Annotated in this window: 11 protein-coding genes and 1 pseudogene; 5 read left to right on the top strand and 7 right to left on the bottom strand. The window is 72.7% G+C overall.

What is annotated here, in order from left to right:
* From ACOJUF_RS18865 to eda, 4 genes and pseudogenes are all read left to right on the top strand, one after another.
* Positions 1–145, top strand: a pseudogene (locus tag ACOJUF_RS18865) (gluconate transporter); the annotation flags it as partial.
* An 80-nt stretch (positions 146–225) separates the two neighbouring features.
* Entirely contained in the window at positions 226–828 is a 603-nt protein-coding gene (locus ACOJUF_RS18860; protein WP_420123358.1) for a gluconokinase, read from the top strand.
* A gap of 47 nt (positions 829–875) precedes the next feature.
* Positions 876–2,750 (top strand): phosphogluconate dehydratase, encoded by a 1,875-nt coding sequence (gene edd, locus ACOJUF_RS18855; RefSeq protein WP_420123357.1) that lies wholly within the window; start codon positions 876–878, stop codon positions 2,748–2,750.
* Between the two features lie 37 nt (positions 2,751–2,787).
* Positions 2,788–3,429, top strand: a complete 642-nt coding sequence (gene eda / locus ACOJUF_RS18850; RefSeq protein ID WP_420123356.1) for a bifunctional 4-hydroxy-2-oxoglutarate aldolase/2-dehydro-3-deoxy-phosphogluconate aldolase — start codon at positions 2,788–2,790, stop codon at positions 3,427–3,429.
* Positions 3,430–3,552: 123 nt separating this feature from the next.
* Here eda and ACOJUF_RS18845 read toward each other — a convergent pair whose 3' ends face one another.
* The 4 genes from ACOJUF_RS18845 to ACOJUF_RS18830 all read right to left on the bottom strand — a co-directional run bounded on the left by ACOJUF_RS18845 (position 3,553) and on the right by ACOJUF_RS18830 (position 8,529).
* Positions 3,553–4,995 carry a dihydrolipoyl dehydrogenase family protein gene (locus ACOJUF_RS18845; RefSeq protein WP_420123355.1) on the bottom strand — a complete coding sequence of 481 codons (1,443 nt, stop codon included), beginning with the start codon at positions 4,993–4,995 and terminating at the stop codon, positions 3,553–3,555.
* Positions 4,996–5,287: 292 nt separating this feature from the next.
* The gene (locus ACOJUF_RS18840) at positions 5,288–6,040 is read right to left on the bottom strand and encodes a FadR/GntR family transcriptional regulator (RefSeq protein ID WP_420123354.1); all 753 of its coding nucleotides are present in this window, start codon (positions 6,038–6,040) and stop codon (positions 5,288–5,290) included.
* Positions 6,041–6,064: 24 nt separating this feature from the next.
* Positions 6,065–6,913 (bottom strand): glutamate ABC transporter substrate-binding protein, encoded by an 849-nt coding sequence (locus tag ACOJUF_RS18835; protein ID WP_420123353.1) that lies wholly within the window; start codon positions 6,911–6,913, stop codon positions 6,065–6,067.
* Positions 6,914–6,945: 32 nt separating this feature from the next.
* Positions 6,946–8,529, bottom strand: a complete 1,584-nt coding sequence (locus tag ACOJUF_RS18830) for an amino acid permease (protein WP_420123352.1) — start codon at positions 8,527–8,529, stop codon at positions 6,946–6,948.
* 586 nt (positions 8,530–9,115) lie between these two features.
* On the opposite strand from ACOJUF_RS18830, the gene ACOJUF_RS18825 reads away from it, so the two are divergent.
* Positions 9,116–10,975 (top strand): putative nucleotidyltransferase substrate binding domain-containing protein, encoded by a 1,860-nt coding sequence (locus ACOJUF_RS18825; protein WP_420123351.1) that lies wholly within the window; start codon positions 9,116–9,118, stop codon positions 10,973–10,975.
* Positions 10,976–11,108: 133 nt separating this feature from the next.
* On the opposite strand, the gene ACOJUF_RS18820 is transcribed toward ACOJUF_RS18825, so the two are convergent.
* From ACOJUF_RS18820 to ACOJUF_RS18810, 3 genes are all read right to left on the bottom strand, one after another.
* Positions 11,109–11,948, bottom strand: a complete 840-nt coding sequence (locus ACOJUF_RS18820) for an ABC transporter ATP-binding protein (RefSeq protein WP_420123350.1) — start codon at positions 11,946–11,948, stop codon at positions 11,109–11,111.
* Positions 11,945–12,982: a FecCD family ABC transporter permease gene (locus ACOJUF_RS18815; protein WP_420123349.1), complete on the bottom strand. Its 1,038-nt coding sequence runs from the start codon at positions 12,980–12,982 to the stop codon at positions 11,945–11,947. Before ACOJUF_RS18815 ends, ACOJUF_RS18820 begins: the two co-directional genes overlap by 4 nt.
* Before the next feature lie 3 nt (positions 12,983–12,985).
* The coding region (locus tag ACOJUF_RS18810; protein ID WP_420123348.1) for an ABC transporter substrate-binding protein at positions 12,986–13,991 on the bottom strand (1,006 nt) is incomplete at its 5' end.

Raw genomic sequence — 13,991 nt, 5'->3', positions numbered from 1 at the left:
CCACGTCAACGACGCCGGGTTCTGGCTCGTCAAGGGCTACCTGGGCACCAGCATCGGACAGACCCTCAAGACCTGGACCGTCATGGAATGCCTCATCTCCGTCTGCGGCCTCGGCGGCGTCCTGCTGCTGTCCCTGGTGGTCTGACCCCGATGCCCGAGCCGACCGCAACCCGCCGACCGCAACCCGCCGAACGCGAACCCTCGATCCGAAAGAACGGTGCCGTCATGACTCTCGACCGCGACCCCGCACCGCAGCAGCCGGTGCTGGTGATCATGGGGGTGTCCGGGTCGGGCAAGTCCACCGTCGCCGGGATCCTGGCCGGCCAGCTCGGCTGGGACCTGGAAGAGGGCGACGACCTGCACCCCGCCGCCAACGTCGCCAAGATGAGCGCCGGCATCCCACTCACCGACACCGACCGGTGGCCCTGGCTCGACCGGGTCACCGAGTGGATCACCGAACACACCGCCGCCGGGATCCCCGGCATCATCACCTGCTCCGCGCTCAAGCGGATCTACCGGGACCGGATGCGGGGCGAGCACGTCGTGTTCGTCCACCTGACCGGGGACAAGACCACCATCGGCCGGCGGATGAACGCCCGGCAGGACCACTTCATGCCGGCGGCGCTGCTGGACACCCAGCTCGCCACCCTCGAACCCCCCGGCCCCGACGAGAACGTCCTGACCGTCGACCTCGGCCGGCCCCCCGCCGAAGAAGCCGCCGAAATCATCACCCGCCTGGGCCTGCGGCCCGAACCCGGCTCCAGCGCACTGGGTTCCACCCACCACGGCACCTCCTCCGCCCCACCCATCGGAGATCTGCTCCGGTAGCCGCCCGCCTCCGCCGCCCGCCCGACATCCAAGGAGCACAGCCAAGAATGCCTCCGCCCCTGCACCCCGTGGTCCGTGCCGTCACCGAGCGGATCGTGGCCCGCAGCGCCGTCACCCGGCGCCGGTACCTGGACCGGATCGATGCCGCGGCGCACCGCCGGCCGGCCCGGACCGGTTTGGGCTGCGCCAATCTCGCCCACGGATTCGCCGCCGCCGAGCCCGAGATCAAGCCCGAACTGCGGCGCGGGCACAAGGTGAACATCGCCATTGTGTCCTCGTACAACGACATGCTGTCCGCGCACAAGCCGTACGAGAACTACCCCCGGACGATCAAGCAGGCGGTGTTCGGCGCCGGGGCCCTGGCCCAGTTCGCCGGCGGGGTGCCGGCCATGTGCGACGGGGTCACGCAGGGCCGACCCGGGATGGAGCTGTCGTTGTTCAGCCGCGACGTCATCGCGATGGCCACCGCGGTCGCCCTGTCCCACGACATGTTCGACGGCGCTCTGCTTCTCGGAATCTGCGACAAGATCGTCCCGGGGTTGCTGATCGGCGGGCTGGCGTTCGGCCATCTGCCGACCGTGCTGGTTCCCGGTGGCCCGATGACCTCCGGTCTGGCGAACGCGGAGAAGAGCCGGGTGCGCCAGCTGTACACGGAGGGCAAGGCGACCCGGGAGGATCTGCTGGACGCCGAAGCGGCCTCGTATCACGGGCCGGGCACCTGCACGTTCTACGGCACCGCCAATTCCAATCAGATGCTGGTCGAGATCATGGGCCTGCACCTGCCCGGGTCCAGCTTCGTCAATCCCGGAACCCCGCTGCGCGAGGCGCTGACCGCGGCCGCTGCCGCCCGGGTCACCGAGATCACCGCGACCGGACCGTCCTACACCCCGATGGGCCGCGTCGTCGACGAGAAGGCCGTGGTCAACGCGGTGGTCGGACTGCTGGCCACCGGCGGGTCGACCAACCACACCATGCATCTGGTCGCGGTCGCCGCCGCGGCCGGGATCAGCCTGACGTGGGACGACTTCGGTGACCTGTCCGCCGTGGTGCCGCTGCTGGCGCGGGTCTACCCGAACGGTCAGGCCGACGTGAACCACTTCCAGGCGGCCGGCGGCATGGCCTACCTGATCGGCCAGCTCCTGGACGCCGGCCTGCTGCATCCCGACGTGCAGACCGTCGCCGGGCCGGGTCTGGACCGGTACCGGCAGGAACCGTTCCTGGACCCGGACGGATCGCTGGTCTGGCGGCCGGGACCCACCCGGAGTCTGGATCACGACGTGCTGCGACCCGTTGCCGACCCGTTCACCCCGGACGGCGGATTGCGCGTGCTGGACGGCACTCTCGGCCGGGCCGTGATCAAGGTGTCGGCCGTCGCCCCCGCCCACCGGGTGATCGCCGCGCCCGCACGGGTGTTCGACGACCAGGCGCAGGTCGTGGCGGCGTTCCGCCGCGGCGAGCTGGATCGGGACGTCGTGGTCGTGGTCCGTTACCAGGGTCCCCGCGCCAACGGCATGCCCGAACTGCACAAGCTCACCCCCGTTCTCGGTGTGCTGCAGGATCGCGGCCACCGGGTCGCGCTGGTCACCGACGGCCGGATGTCCGGCGCATCGGGCAAGGTGCCGGCCGCGATCCACGTCACCCCGGAGGCCGCGGTGGACGGTGTCCTGAGCCGGGTCCGGGACGGCGATCTCGTCCGGCTGGACGCCGAGGCGGGGACGCTGCAGGTCGAGACGGTCGACCCCATCGCCGACCGCGCGCCCGCCGGCACCCCGCCCGACGACGAGAGCTTCGCGGGCACCGGCCGGGAGCTGTTCAACGTCTTCCGGCATGCCGCCGGCGACGCCGACACCGGTGCCGCCGTCTTCGGTCTGCCCGCCGCCGCGCCGTCGCGGCCCCAGCTCGTCGGCTCCGCCGCCGGCTGAGTCCCGTCCTTCGCCCCCACCATCCCTGGAGACTCTGATGACCGCAGCCCTGACCGGAATCGGTGACCTGCTCGACCGCGCCCCGGTGATCCCGGTGATCGTGCTCAACGACAGCGCGGACGCCGTCCCGCTGGCCACCGCCCTGGTCGCCGGTGGCCTGACCGTCCTGGAGGTCACCCTGCGCACGCCGTGCGCCCTGGACGCGATCGAACGGATCGCGCAGGAGGTGCCGGGCGCCGTGGTCGGCGCCGGCACCGTGCTGAGCCCGGACGACGTCGACGCGTCGGTCAAGGCCGGCGCGCAGTTCCTGGTCAGCCCCGGCTCGACCCCCCGCCTGCTCGACGCGATGCTCGACAGCGGCGCCGCGCCGCTGCCCGCCGCCGCGACCGCGTCCGAGGTGATCGGCCTGCTGGAGCGCGGCCTCGACCACGGGAAGTTCTTCCCGGCCCGGCCCGCCGGCGGCACCGCGTACCTTCGCGGGCTGGCCGGACCCATCCCGGACTTCCGCTTCTGCCCGACCGGCGGCATCGACCTCGCCGGCGCGCCGGAGTTCCTCGCGCTGCCGAACGTGGCCTGCGTCGGCGGGTCCTGGATCACCCCGGACGACGCGGTCGCGGCGGGGGATTGGGACCGGATCGAGACGCTCGCCCGCGAGGCCGCCGGCCTGGCCCGGGCCTGACCGGCGCGCCGACGGGCCGCCGGGGCACCGCCCGGCGCGCCGATTGGCCGGCCGCCGGCGGCACCGACCGTCCCATCGGCCGGCCGCCGGCGGCACCGACCCGTCGAGTGGCCGCCGGCCGGGTCAGCCGGTGTCGGGCCGATCCGCGGCGGGGCCGGCCTGCGGCCGCAGTTCGCTCCACTGCTGGGCCAGTCGGGCGATGCCCAGCTGGCGCACGCACTTCTGCGCGGCCATGCCGACCGCCTCGGTGAACGTCGGGAAGGCGAACTGCAGCTCGGCGAGCTGCTCGATGCGCATGTTGGTCGCCATGCACGTGGCCACCATCTGGATGATCTCGGCGGAGTACTCGCCGAGCACATGGGCGCCCAGGATGTACCGGCGGTTCGACTCGACGATCAGCTTGCAGAACCCGCCGGACCGGGCGTCCACGACCGGCCGGAGCAGGTCGTCGTACCGGACGATCGCGACCTCGCAGTCGTACCGGGCCTTGGCCTCCTCCTCGGTCAGCCCGACGCTGCCGTACTCGGGGTCGGTGAAGGAGCCGGTCGGCACGATCTCATGGGTGTTGCGCCGGCGGGTGCCCATGACCGCGTTCTCCGCGGCGATGAGCCCCTGCTGGCGCGCGCTGGGCACCAGCATCGACAGCCCGGTCGCGTCCCCGGCGGCGAAGATGTGCTCCAGGTTGCTGACCAGCCGGTCGTCGACGGTGACGTAACCCCGCTGGGTGCGCAGGCCGATCGTCTCCGGGCGGAGCAGATCGGCGTTGCCCGGCCAGCCGACGGCGAAGAACACCAGGTCGGCGGCCTCGGTGTGGGTGACGCCGTCCTTGACGTGGTGGACCAGGAACACATCGCCGGCCCGCTCGATGCCACTGGCCCGGGTGCCGGTGACGACGCGCATGCCCTTGGCCTCGAACGCGGCGGTGAGCCCGGCCGACACGTCGCGGTCCGAGCGCGGCTTGATCCGGTCGGCGAACTCCAGAACCGTGACCTGGGAACCGAAGTCGACCAGGATCGAGGCGAGCTGGCAGCCGGTGTCCGAGCCGCCGACCACCACGGTGGACACCGGCAGCTCGCGCAGCTCGCGGATGTCCTCGTAGGTCAGAGCCAGCTCGGCCCCGGGGATCGGCAGCCGGCCGGCGTGCCCGCCGACCGCGATCACGATGGCGTCCGCCGAGAACTCGCGGCCGTCGGCGATGCGGATGGTGTGCTCGTCGACGAACCAGGCCTCGCCGACGCCCTGGACCACCTCGACCCCGCACCCGGCGATGTAGTCGCTCATCCGCTTGACGTCGTGCGAGTAGTCGGCCACCCGCATCGCGTTCGCGACCGCCGCGCCGACGTCGACCTGCGGGGCACTGCCGCGCAGGCCGAACGTCTCCCAGGAGCGGGCGTCCCGGGCCAGCCGGGCGGCGCGGGCCAGCGTGCGGACCGGGGCCGGACCCTCGTTGATGCTGGTGCCGCCCACCCGCTTGCGCTCGACGAGCGTCACCTGCGCGCCGAGTTCGGCGCCCTGCAGGGCCGCGGACACACCGGCGGGACCGCCGCCGATCACCAGTAGCTTCACCCGGCCAGTGTGCGGGGGCGGACCTGGGTGCGCCCGGCGGGCCCGGGCCGCGCCGGCCGGCCCGGGGGTGCGGCCGGGGGTCGGCCCGGGGCCGCTGCGGGCCGGGCCGGATCGTTGCGCGGATCAGAGGCCCACCGAAGCGGACATATCGGGCGTCAAAACGGGTCTTGGATCAGCGCACCCGGGGGGGCCGGGTCTTGGATCAGCGCACCCCCGGGCGGGCCGGGTCTTGGATCAGCGCAGCCGGGCGGGCCGGGTCTTGGATCAGCGCACCTCGGCGGCGCGACTCGGCTCAGTGGCGGCGCTTGCGGGTCGCTTTCTTGACCGTCGCGGCCGGGGCGGCCGGCATGGTGAGCGAGACGCTCACCGCCTCCCGGACCTGCTCGAGGTGGAACCGCATGGCGTCCTCGGCCTCGACGGCCGAGCCGCGAGCCACCGCGGCGGCGATGGTGCGGTGCTCGGCCTGCGAGGCCGCGCGGCGCAGCGGCTGGACGTTGAGCATCTCCGACTGCCCGGCCAGGGCCGCGCCGAGGCTGGCCACCACGTCGGCGAAGACGGGGTTGCCCGACGCCTGGGCGATGGACAGGTGGAACGAGGCGTCCAGCCGGGTCCAGACGCTCTCGTCCTTCTCCTTCTCCATCCGCTCGAGCAGCTGGGCGATGGTGTCCATCTGCTCCTCGGTGCGGCGCAGCGCGGCCAGCGCGGCGGCCGGGATCTCGATCCCCGGCCGCGCCTCCATCAGGTGGGCCACCGAGTAACCCTCGAACATCACGTCGTGCGGGTGGGTGGCCACCACGAAGGTGCCCTTGCCGTCCCGGGTGACCGTGAGCCCCTTGGCCTCCAGCGCCCGCAGGACCTCGCGGATCACCGTCCGGCTGACCGAGTAGCGAGCGGCCAGCGCCGATTCCGACGGCAGCCGCTCGCCGACGTGGATCACCCCGGATTCGACGGCGTCGCGCAGGTCACGCAGGACGTAGTCGACCGCGCTGAGCCGCTGGCCGATCACCGGGCGGCCCGCGAAGGCGTCGGTCGTTCCCACACTCACCCTTTCACTGGGCCCGGCCCCGGCTCACACGCTACCGGGGGTCGGTGGGCTGGGAATCGAGTAGCCCGACGGGCCGACCGTCTGGTCCAGCGCCGCCTTCCAGGATCCGTCCGCGATGTACTGCTTGAGCGCGTCGTTGACCTTGGCGACCATCTCGGTGTCCCCCTTGGGCACGCCGACGCCGTAGAACTCGTCGGTGAAGCCCTTGCCGACCACCTTGAGCTTGCCCTTGTACTCCGGCTGGGCGGCGAAGCCGGCGAGGATGACGTCGTCCGTGGTCACCGCGTCGACCTCGCTGGCCGCCAGGGCGGCGACGCAGTCGGAGAACCGTGGCTTCTCGACGAGCTGGATCTCGCCGAGGAAGTTCGCCGTCACGTAGGCCGACGACGTCGTGTTGGTCACCGAGCACAGGACCCGGCCGCCCAACGTGTCCGGGCCGGTGATGTCGGTTTCGTTGCGCCGGACCAGCAGGTCCTGGTGGGCCAGGAAGTACGGTCCGGCGAAGTCCACCTGCTGCTTGCGCTCGTCGGTGATCGAGTAGGTGGAGAACACCAGGTCGACGTCGCCGTCCTGGAGCAATTTCTCCCGGTCGGCCGGGTCGGCCCGCTGCCAGGTGATGTTCTCCTTCGGCACGCCGAGGGCCTGGGCGACGTAGGTCGCGGTGATGACGTCGAAACCCGAGTAGGTGTCGCCGTCGCGGTAGCCCAGGCCGGGCTGGTCGAACGAGATGCCGATGGTCAGCTTGCCGCCGGGCGCGCCGGACACGGTCGACGGGGTCTGCACCGAGCCGCTCGACCCGCAGGCGACGGTGCCGACCGCCGTCATTCCCACCAGCAGCGCCAGCGCGACGGTGCGCCGCAGGGTGTGGGTCATTCGCTTCCTCGCTCCCGTGCTCAGTGGAGTGCTCATGGCTTGATGTCCCGGTAGGCCTCGTCCGGCGGCACGTCGCGGTGCGCCGCGCGATCGTCCGGGTCGAGCTCGCCGACCGCCTCGGCCCCGTAGCGGGGGCCGTCGTCGGTCCACACCGAGCCCATCCGGCCGCCGGTGTGCGCTGCGACCTTGGGCCGCACGATCAGCCACCCGGCCCACAGCATCAGGGCGATGACCGGGATGCCGATGACGACGACCACGAACGCCGTCTTGTGCCAGAAGTAGGGCGAGCTCTGCCAGCCGGACACGGCCAGGCCGACGATCACCAGGGCGAGGAAGACCAGGCCGATGATGCTGGTCCAGGGCGAGCCCGGCATCGGGAACGAGCTGGCCGGGATCACCCCCCGGTCGCTGAGCCGGCGCAGGCGCAGCTGGCAGGCGAAGATCGTGCCCCAGGTGAAGACCACGCCGATCGCGGCCGCCTCCAGGGCGATCTCGAACGCGTCCGGGGCGATGGCGTTGAGCACCGCGCCGAAGACGTAGATCACCGACGTCGCGACGATGCCCGCCCAGGGGACGCCCGACTTGCTCATCTTGAGTGTGAACTTCGGGGCCTGCTTGGAGGTGCCCAGGCTGCGCAGCACCCGGCCGGTGGAGTAGAGCCCGGAGTTCAGGCTGGACATCGCGGCGACGATCAGGATCGCCTGGATCAGCGCGCTCATCCAGGGCATGCCCAGCTGCTCGAACACGGTGACGAAGGGGCTGGTCCCGGCGGTGTACTCGCTGGTGGGGAGCATGCAGACGAGCAGCAGGATCGAGCCGCAGTAGAAGATGCCGATCCGGAAGATGACCGCGTTGACCGCCTTGGGCACCTCGCGCCGGGAGTCCTCCATCTCGCCGGCGGCCACACCGACCATCTCGATCGCGGCGTAGGCGAACACCACGCCGGACATCACCAGGATCGGGCCGTACCACATGTACGGACTCTCGGTCGGCCAGAAGCCGCCCGGATTGCTCCACAGGTTGCTGAAGCCGGCGGTGTGGTCGCCGATGTTGAAGGCGAACACGACGACGATCGTGCCGACCGCGAGGAACACGACGATCGCGAGCACCTTGAGCACCGAGGCCCAGAACTCGAACTCGCCGAACGCCTTGGCCGACAGCAGGTTGATCACCAGCACGACGGCCAGGGCGATCAGCACGGTGGCCCAGGCCGGCATCGTCGGGAACCAGAACTGCACGTACAGGCCGACCGCCGAGAGCTCGGCGATGCCGGTGAGCGCCCAGTTCAGCCAGTACATCCAGCCGGTGACGTAGGCGCCGGCCTCGCCGTAGAACTCGCGCATGTACGAGACGAAGGCGCCCGAGGTCGGGCGGTGGAGCACCAGCTCGCCCAGCGCGCGCATCAGGAAGAACGCGATGACGCCGACGAAGGCGTAGCTGAACAGCAGGGCGGGCCCGGTGTTGTGCAGGCGGGACGCCGACCCGAGGAACAGGCCGGTGCCGATCGCGCCGCCGATGGCGATCATCTGCACCTGGCGGCGGTTGAGGCTCTGCTTGTAGCCCTCGTTCTCGGCGTCGAGCGAGGAGGACGGTGGGCGGGGTTCGGTCTGGGTCACGGGGGAACCTCCCTTGACGCCGGGTTCCGGCGTGCCGACGGGCTGCCAAGATGACTACCTGTCTGACTGGCTGTCAGGCAGGCGACGATGAGTATGGGCCGGTTGGTCGGTCAGGACAAGGCCTGCCCGGGCGCCACCCGTAACATTTGGATGAACGGGCGGCCGAAATGGAGAAATGGCGGGACGGGACATTGTTCCGGCGGCCGCGGGACGGGCCGGTCGCCGGATCGGGGCGGCGATGCTCACCTGGGACGATAGACCGGAAACCGGTTCGGTGGCGCGGCGAACCGTTGCCCGTCAAGGGTTTACCGGACCGTAACGGCGTGGGACCGCTTCCGCCCGCCCGTGCCGACAACGTTGCCCGCCGACACCGGTCACTGATTGTTTTCGGGCCGGCCTCAATTGTCACCCGTTTGGCCGTCACGACGCGGCCGTCCATTTTCGGTGATTTTTCCGATCTCCATCCGGTGGGCCGCCGGACCACGAGCGACCGCCGTCGGCGAGCGCGGCCGGGCCGGCGCTCGGTACGATCGCGCCGGTCCACGGCCGGGGTACGGTCGCCGGTCACTGCGGCAGCGGAACGGAGTTGCGGGTCCTGGACACCAGCGAGCTCACCGATCTCCTCAGTCACCATCCGCCGTTCTCCCGGCTCGACCGGGCCCGGCGGGCGGAGTTGGCCGGGCGGGCCGTCTTCGGCCGGTACGAGCCGGGCGAGGTGGTCTTCGACGCCTTCTCCGCTCCCCAGCGGGAGGTCCTGCTGGTGCTCCGCGGCCGGGTCGACCTGTGGACCCGGATCGGTCCGGCCGACAACGCCCCGGTGGGCCGGCCGGACGAGGAGCGGGTCGCCGGCGGCGTCATCGGGTTCTCCTCGGTGCTGTCCCAACGGCCCGTCGGCCCGCTGGCCGTCGCGGCCACGCCGGTGGAGGTCGCCGCCCTCCCCGCGTCGATGGTGACGGCCGCCTTCGCGCCCCTCGGCGGCGCCCGCTACCTGGTCGAGCGCGTGCCCACGATCACCCGGCAGATCCCCCGGCTCACCGCCTACAGCGCGGTCGACGACCTCATCGTCACCGAGCCGTTGATCGTGTCGGCGGGCGATCGGCTGCCGCGCGTGGCCGCCGCCATGGCGGCGCGGGACATCCCCTACGCCGCCGTCCGGCGCGCGTCCGGCGGGTACGCGATGGTGACCGACGCGATGCTGCGCCGCTCGCTGACGGCCACCGGGGCGCTGCCCGACGTGCCCGTCGAGGAGGTGGCCGACCCGGATCCGCCGACGGTCGCCCGTGGTGACTCCTCGGCGCAGGCCCTGCTGCTGCTCCTGGATCGCGACGCCGAGTTCGTCCTCGTCGTGGACACGGCCGGCGAGCTGAGCGGGGTGGTCGCGCCGCGCGACTTCATGGTGTCGGCCACCACCGCGGGGGTCTCCCTGCACGAGCAGATCCGACGGGCCGGGACCGGCGACGAGCTGTGCCAGCGGGCGCGGCGGCTGCCCGCCCTGGTCGGCGACCTGCTCGTCCGCGGGCTCGACGCCGGCATGGTCATCCAGGTCCACTCGGCCGTCATCGACACGATCATCCGGCGGGCGATCGGGCTGGTGTTCGAGCGCCATCCGGAGCTGTCCGCCGACGCGTTCACCTGGCTCTCGCTGGGCAGCAACGGCCGGCACGAGGCCGTGCTGTCCTCGGACATCGATTGCGCGGTGGCCTTCGACGACTCCGTCGGGCCGGACCTGGCCGACGCCTACCGGGCCGTGTTCGCCGAGGTCAACGACCTGCTGGACGGGGCCGGGCTGCGCCGCGACCGGCACGGCACCAACCCCGAGAACCCGCGGTTCTCCCGGACCAACCAGGACTGGCGGGCCGCCGCGCTCGACTGGATGAAGGCGCCGGAGAAGGACAACGGCGCGATCATGACGTCGCTGATGGTCGACGGCCGGCCGATCCACGGCGACCCCGGTCTGTCGGCGGTCAACCGCGTCTTCGGCGACCTGCGCCGGCATCCCGGGACCAACCGCCTGCTGCTGCGGGAGATGCTGTCCCGGCGGGCCCACCTGCACTCCCTGCGCGACACCCTCCGGCTGCGGTCCGGGCCGTTCGACATCAAGGGCCACGGCGTCCTGCCGATCGTGAACATCGGCCGCTGGGCCGCGCTGAACGCCGGATCGACGGCGTTGCCCACGGTGGATCGGCTGCGCTCGGCGGCCGGCTCGGAGATGGTGCCGGCCGACCGCGCCGACACGCTGATCGAGGCGTTCCGGGCGCTGCAGCGGCTGCGCCTGCACCACCAGCTCCGGCAGCTGCGGGAGGGGACCGAGCCATCGGACCAGCTCAACCTGGACGCGCTGACCCCGATCGATCGCAGCGTGCTGGCCCAGGCCGTGCGCGAGGTCGCCGCGGCCCAGCGGCGGATGGACCGGATCGCCCAGTACGTACCCGTCGACGAGTGGTGAGTCGAGTGGTGAGCCCGGTGGTGAGCCGAATGGTGACTCGGGTGGTCAGCCGCGGGGTGAGTCCGGTGGTGACCCGGGTCCGGCCGTCCGGGCGGGCCGGGATCCGCGCGGTCCCCGGCCCGGGGCGGCCGGGTCAGCGCAACCCGAACCGGCCGGTCGCCGGGTCGAAGACGACATCCGCGGTGTCGAACGCCCGGCCGATCGCGCCCTGCGCGAGCTCGCGGACGGGGCCGCTGCCGACCTGACCGGCCGGCCCGATCAGCCATGCGTCCTGGCCGAGCTGGACGGCGGCCTCGACGTCGTGGGTGGAGGCCACGACGGGGATGTCGCGTTCCCGGGCGATCCGGCGGAGCACGGCCAGCAGTTCGATCCGGGCGGGCGCGTCCAGGAACGCGGACGGCTCGTCCAGCAGGAGCAAACGCGGGGCCTGGGCCAGCGCGCGGGCGATCATCACCCGTTGCCGCTGCCCGTCCGACATCTGGGCCAGCAGGACGTCGACCAGGTCGGTGGCGTGCACCGCGGCCAGGGCGCCGTCCACCGCCGCGCGGTCGGCGGCGGTGAACGACCCGGTCCGGGTGCGGTGGGGGAACCGGCCGAGCTCGACGACGTCCCGGCCGCGGAGCAGGCCGGGATCGAAGCGTTCGGTCAGCACGACCGCGAGGCGGGCCGCCCGGTCCCGGGGATCGAGATCGGGCAGCGTCTCGCCGCCGAGCGTCACCCGTCCGGCCAGCGGATGCTGCAGGCCGGCGATCGATCGGAGCAGCGTGGACTTGCCGGCGCCGTTGGGTCCGAGCAGCAGCGTCAGCCGCCCCGCCGTCGCCCGGACCGATACCTCGCGCAGCACCACCCGGTCGGACCGGCCCCGGCCGCGCCGGCGCGGGTAACCCACCGCGAGCCCGTCCACGACGAGGTCCGCGCCGGCCGGGCGGCGCGACCCGGCCCCGGGCGCACGCCCGATGTCGGCGCCGGTCATGAGGCCCCCGCCGCCCAGGTCCGGCTGCGCAGCAGCGCCACGATGACCACCGGCGCCCCGATCGCCGCCGTCACCACGTTCAGCGGCAGCACGCCGTCCGACCCGGGCAGCTGCGCGATGACCGCGCACAGTTGCAGCACCACCGCCCCCATCAGCGCGGACGCCGGCACCAGCCACCGGTGGTCGGCCCGGCCGACGGCCATCCGGGCGAGGTGCGGCACCGCGATCCCGACGAACGCGATCGGCCCGCAGAACGCGGTCACCGCGCCGGCCATCACCGCGGTCGCGACGATCCCGACGACGCGGATCCGACCCACCGCGACCCCCATCGAGGCGGCGTACCGCTCGCCGAGCAGCATCGCGTTGAGGGAGGGCGCGACCCAGCCGGCCAATGCGACCCCGAGCAGCACGGCCGGGGCGAGGAAGGCCAGGTCCGGCCAGGTGGTGCCGCCGACCGAGCCGAGCCCCCAGAGCACGTACTTCTGGATCCGGTCGGGGGCGGAGAAGGCCAGCAGCAGCGCGACCAGGGCGGTGGTGGCCGAGCCGATCATCACGCCGATCAGCAGCAAAGCCACCACCGAGCGCACCCACCGGCTCAGCAGCAGCACCAGCAGCAGGACCGCCAGGGCCCCGGCCGCGGCGGCGGTGACCACACCGGCCCGGCCGGTCAGGCCCAGCCCGGCGACGAACCCGCCGGCCAGGGTGCCGCCGCCCAGCACCGCGATCGCCACCCCCAGGCTCGCTCCGGAGGACACCCCGAGGATGTACGGGTCGGCCAGCGGGTTGGCGAAGATCGTCTGCATCAGCAGCCCGGCCACGGCCAGGCCGATCCCGGCCAGCATCGCGGTGACCGCCCGGGGCAGCCGCACCTGCTGCAGCAGCACGGCCGCGGTCGGATCGACCTGGCCGCCGGTGAAGTAGCGCAGGGTGGTGCCCGGCGAGATCGGGACCGACCCGACGCCCACCGCGAGCACGGCCGTCACCAGCGTCAGCACCGCCAGGGCGCCGAGCACCAGGGCCGGCCGGTCGCGCACGCGTCAGCCCAGCCGCAGGTAGAAGGCGAAGTCGTGGTCGGCAGCCAGGTCCGGGTGCAGGATCGCGACCATGTCGCCGAGCACCAGGTCGGGGCGGGCGACGCCGAGCTCGTAGAAGTTGTTGCCGCCGGCCGCGGTGACGTCCTTGGCCGCGTTCCAGGCGTTGCCGGTCTGATAGGCGGTGAACTCGGCCAGCCGCGGTTCGTCGGCCTGCGCCTGCGCCGTGGTCGTCCAGGTGGTGCTGGCCAGTGCCACCGGCGCGGTCCCGGCCTTGGCCAGGACCGACTCGAGGTCGGTGGCGATGCTGCCGGTCGACGTGTCGTCGGCCCAGGCGGTCGTGCCGCCGGCGTCGGCGATCAGGCGCGCGGTGTAGGAGTCGCCGCCGGGCACGTACCAGGTGCCCTGGAACGGCTGGCCGGGGACGACCGCCACCTTGTCGGCCGCCGCGGCCGATTCGGCGATCGTCCGGTAGCTCTGCTCGACCGTGGCGAACTCGGTCGCCGCCTGCTGCTCGGTGCCGGTGAGGGCGGCGAAGTACTTGACGTACTCGGCCCGGCCGAGCGGATCGTTCTCCAGCCAGTCGGCGTTGGCCAGGACGGGGATGCCGGCCGCGCCGATGGTCGCGAACGCCGGGTCGTCGGTGCCGGCGGTGACCAGCACCTCGGGCTTGCCGGCGATGACGGCCTCGGCGTCGACCGTGCCGGAGGGCGAGAACTCGACGACCCCCGGTTCGGCGACCCGGTCCTGGACCTGCTTCTCCGAGACGAAGCCCTTGGTGCCGACCCCGGTCAGCGCGTCCAGCCGGTCGAGGGCGACCAGGAACGGCAGGTGGGTGGTGGACGCCGAGTACAGCGAGGTCACCGGGGTCGTCACGACGGTCGCGCCGGCCAGGTCGCCGGTCAGCTCGGGCGTCGGTGCGCCGCACCGGACCAGCACGTAGGTGGCGGGGGAGCCGCCGGCGGTCGGCTGCGGCACCGTCAGCACCTGGTAGGAGTCGTGATAGCTGATC

Source organism: Nakamurella sp. (assembly GCF_048594475.1).
Lineage (GTDB): Bacteria > Actinomycetota > Actinomycetes > Mycobacteriales > Nakamurellaceae > Nakamurella.
Note: the sequence above shows the minus strand (reverse complement) of the source record. Positions and strands in the feature narration are given on the sequence as shown.

Coding starts and splice junctions, on each gene's coding strand:
- edd (WP_420123357.1), top strand. CDS start 876: ATGCCTCCGCCCCTGCACCCCGTGGTCCGTGCCGTCACCGAGCGGATC.
- ACOJUF_RS18835 (WP_420123353.1), bottom strand. CDS start 6,913: ATGACCCACACCCTGCGGCGCACCGTCGCGCTGGCGCTGCTGGTGGGA.
- ACOJUF_RS18820 (WP_420123350.1), bottom strand. CDS start 11,948: ATGACCGGCGCCGACATCGGGCGTGCGCCCGGGGCCGGGTCGCGCCGC.
- eda (WP_420123356.1), top strand. CDS start 2,788: ATGACCGCAGCCCTGACCGGAATCGGTGACCTGCTCGACCGCGCCCCG.
- ACOJUF_RS18860 (WP_420123358.1), top strand. CDS start 226: ATGACTCTCGACCGCGACCCCGCACCGCAGCAGCCGGTGCTGGTGATC.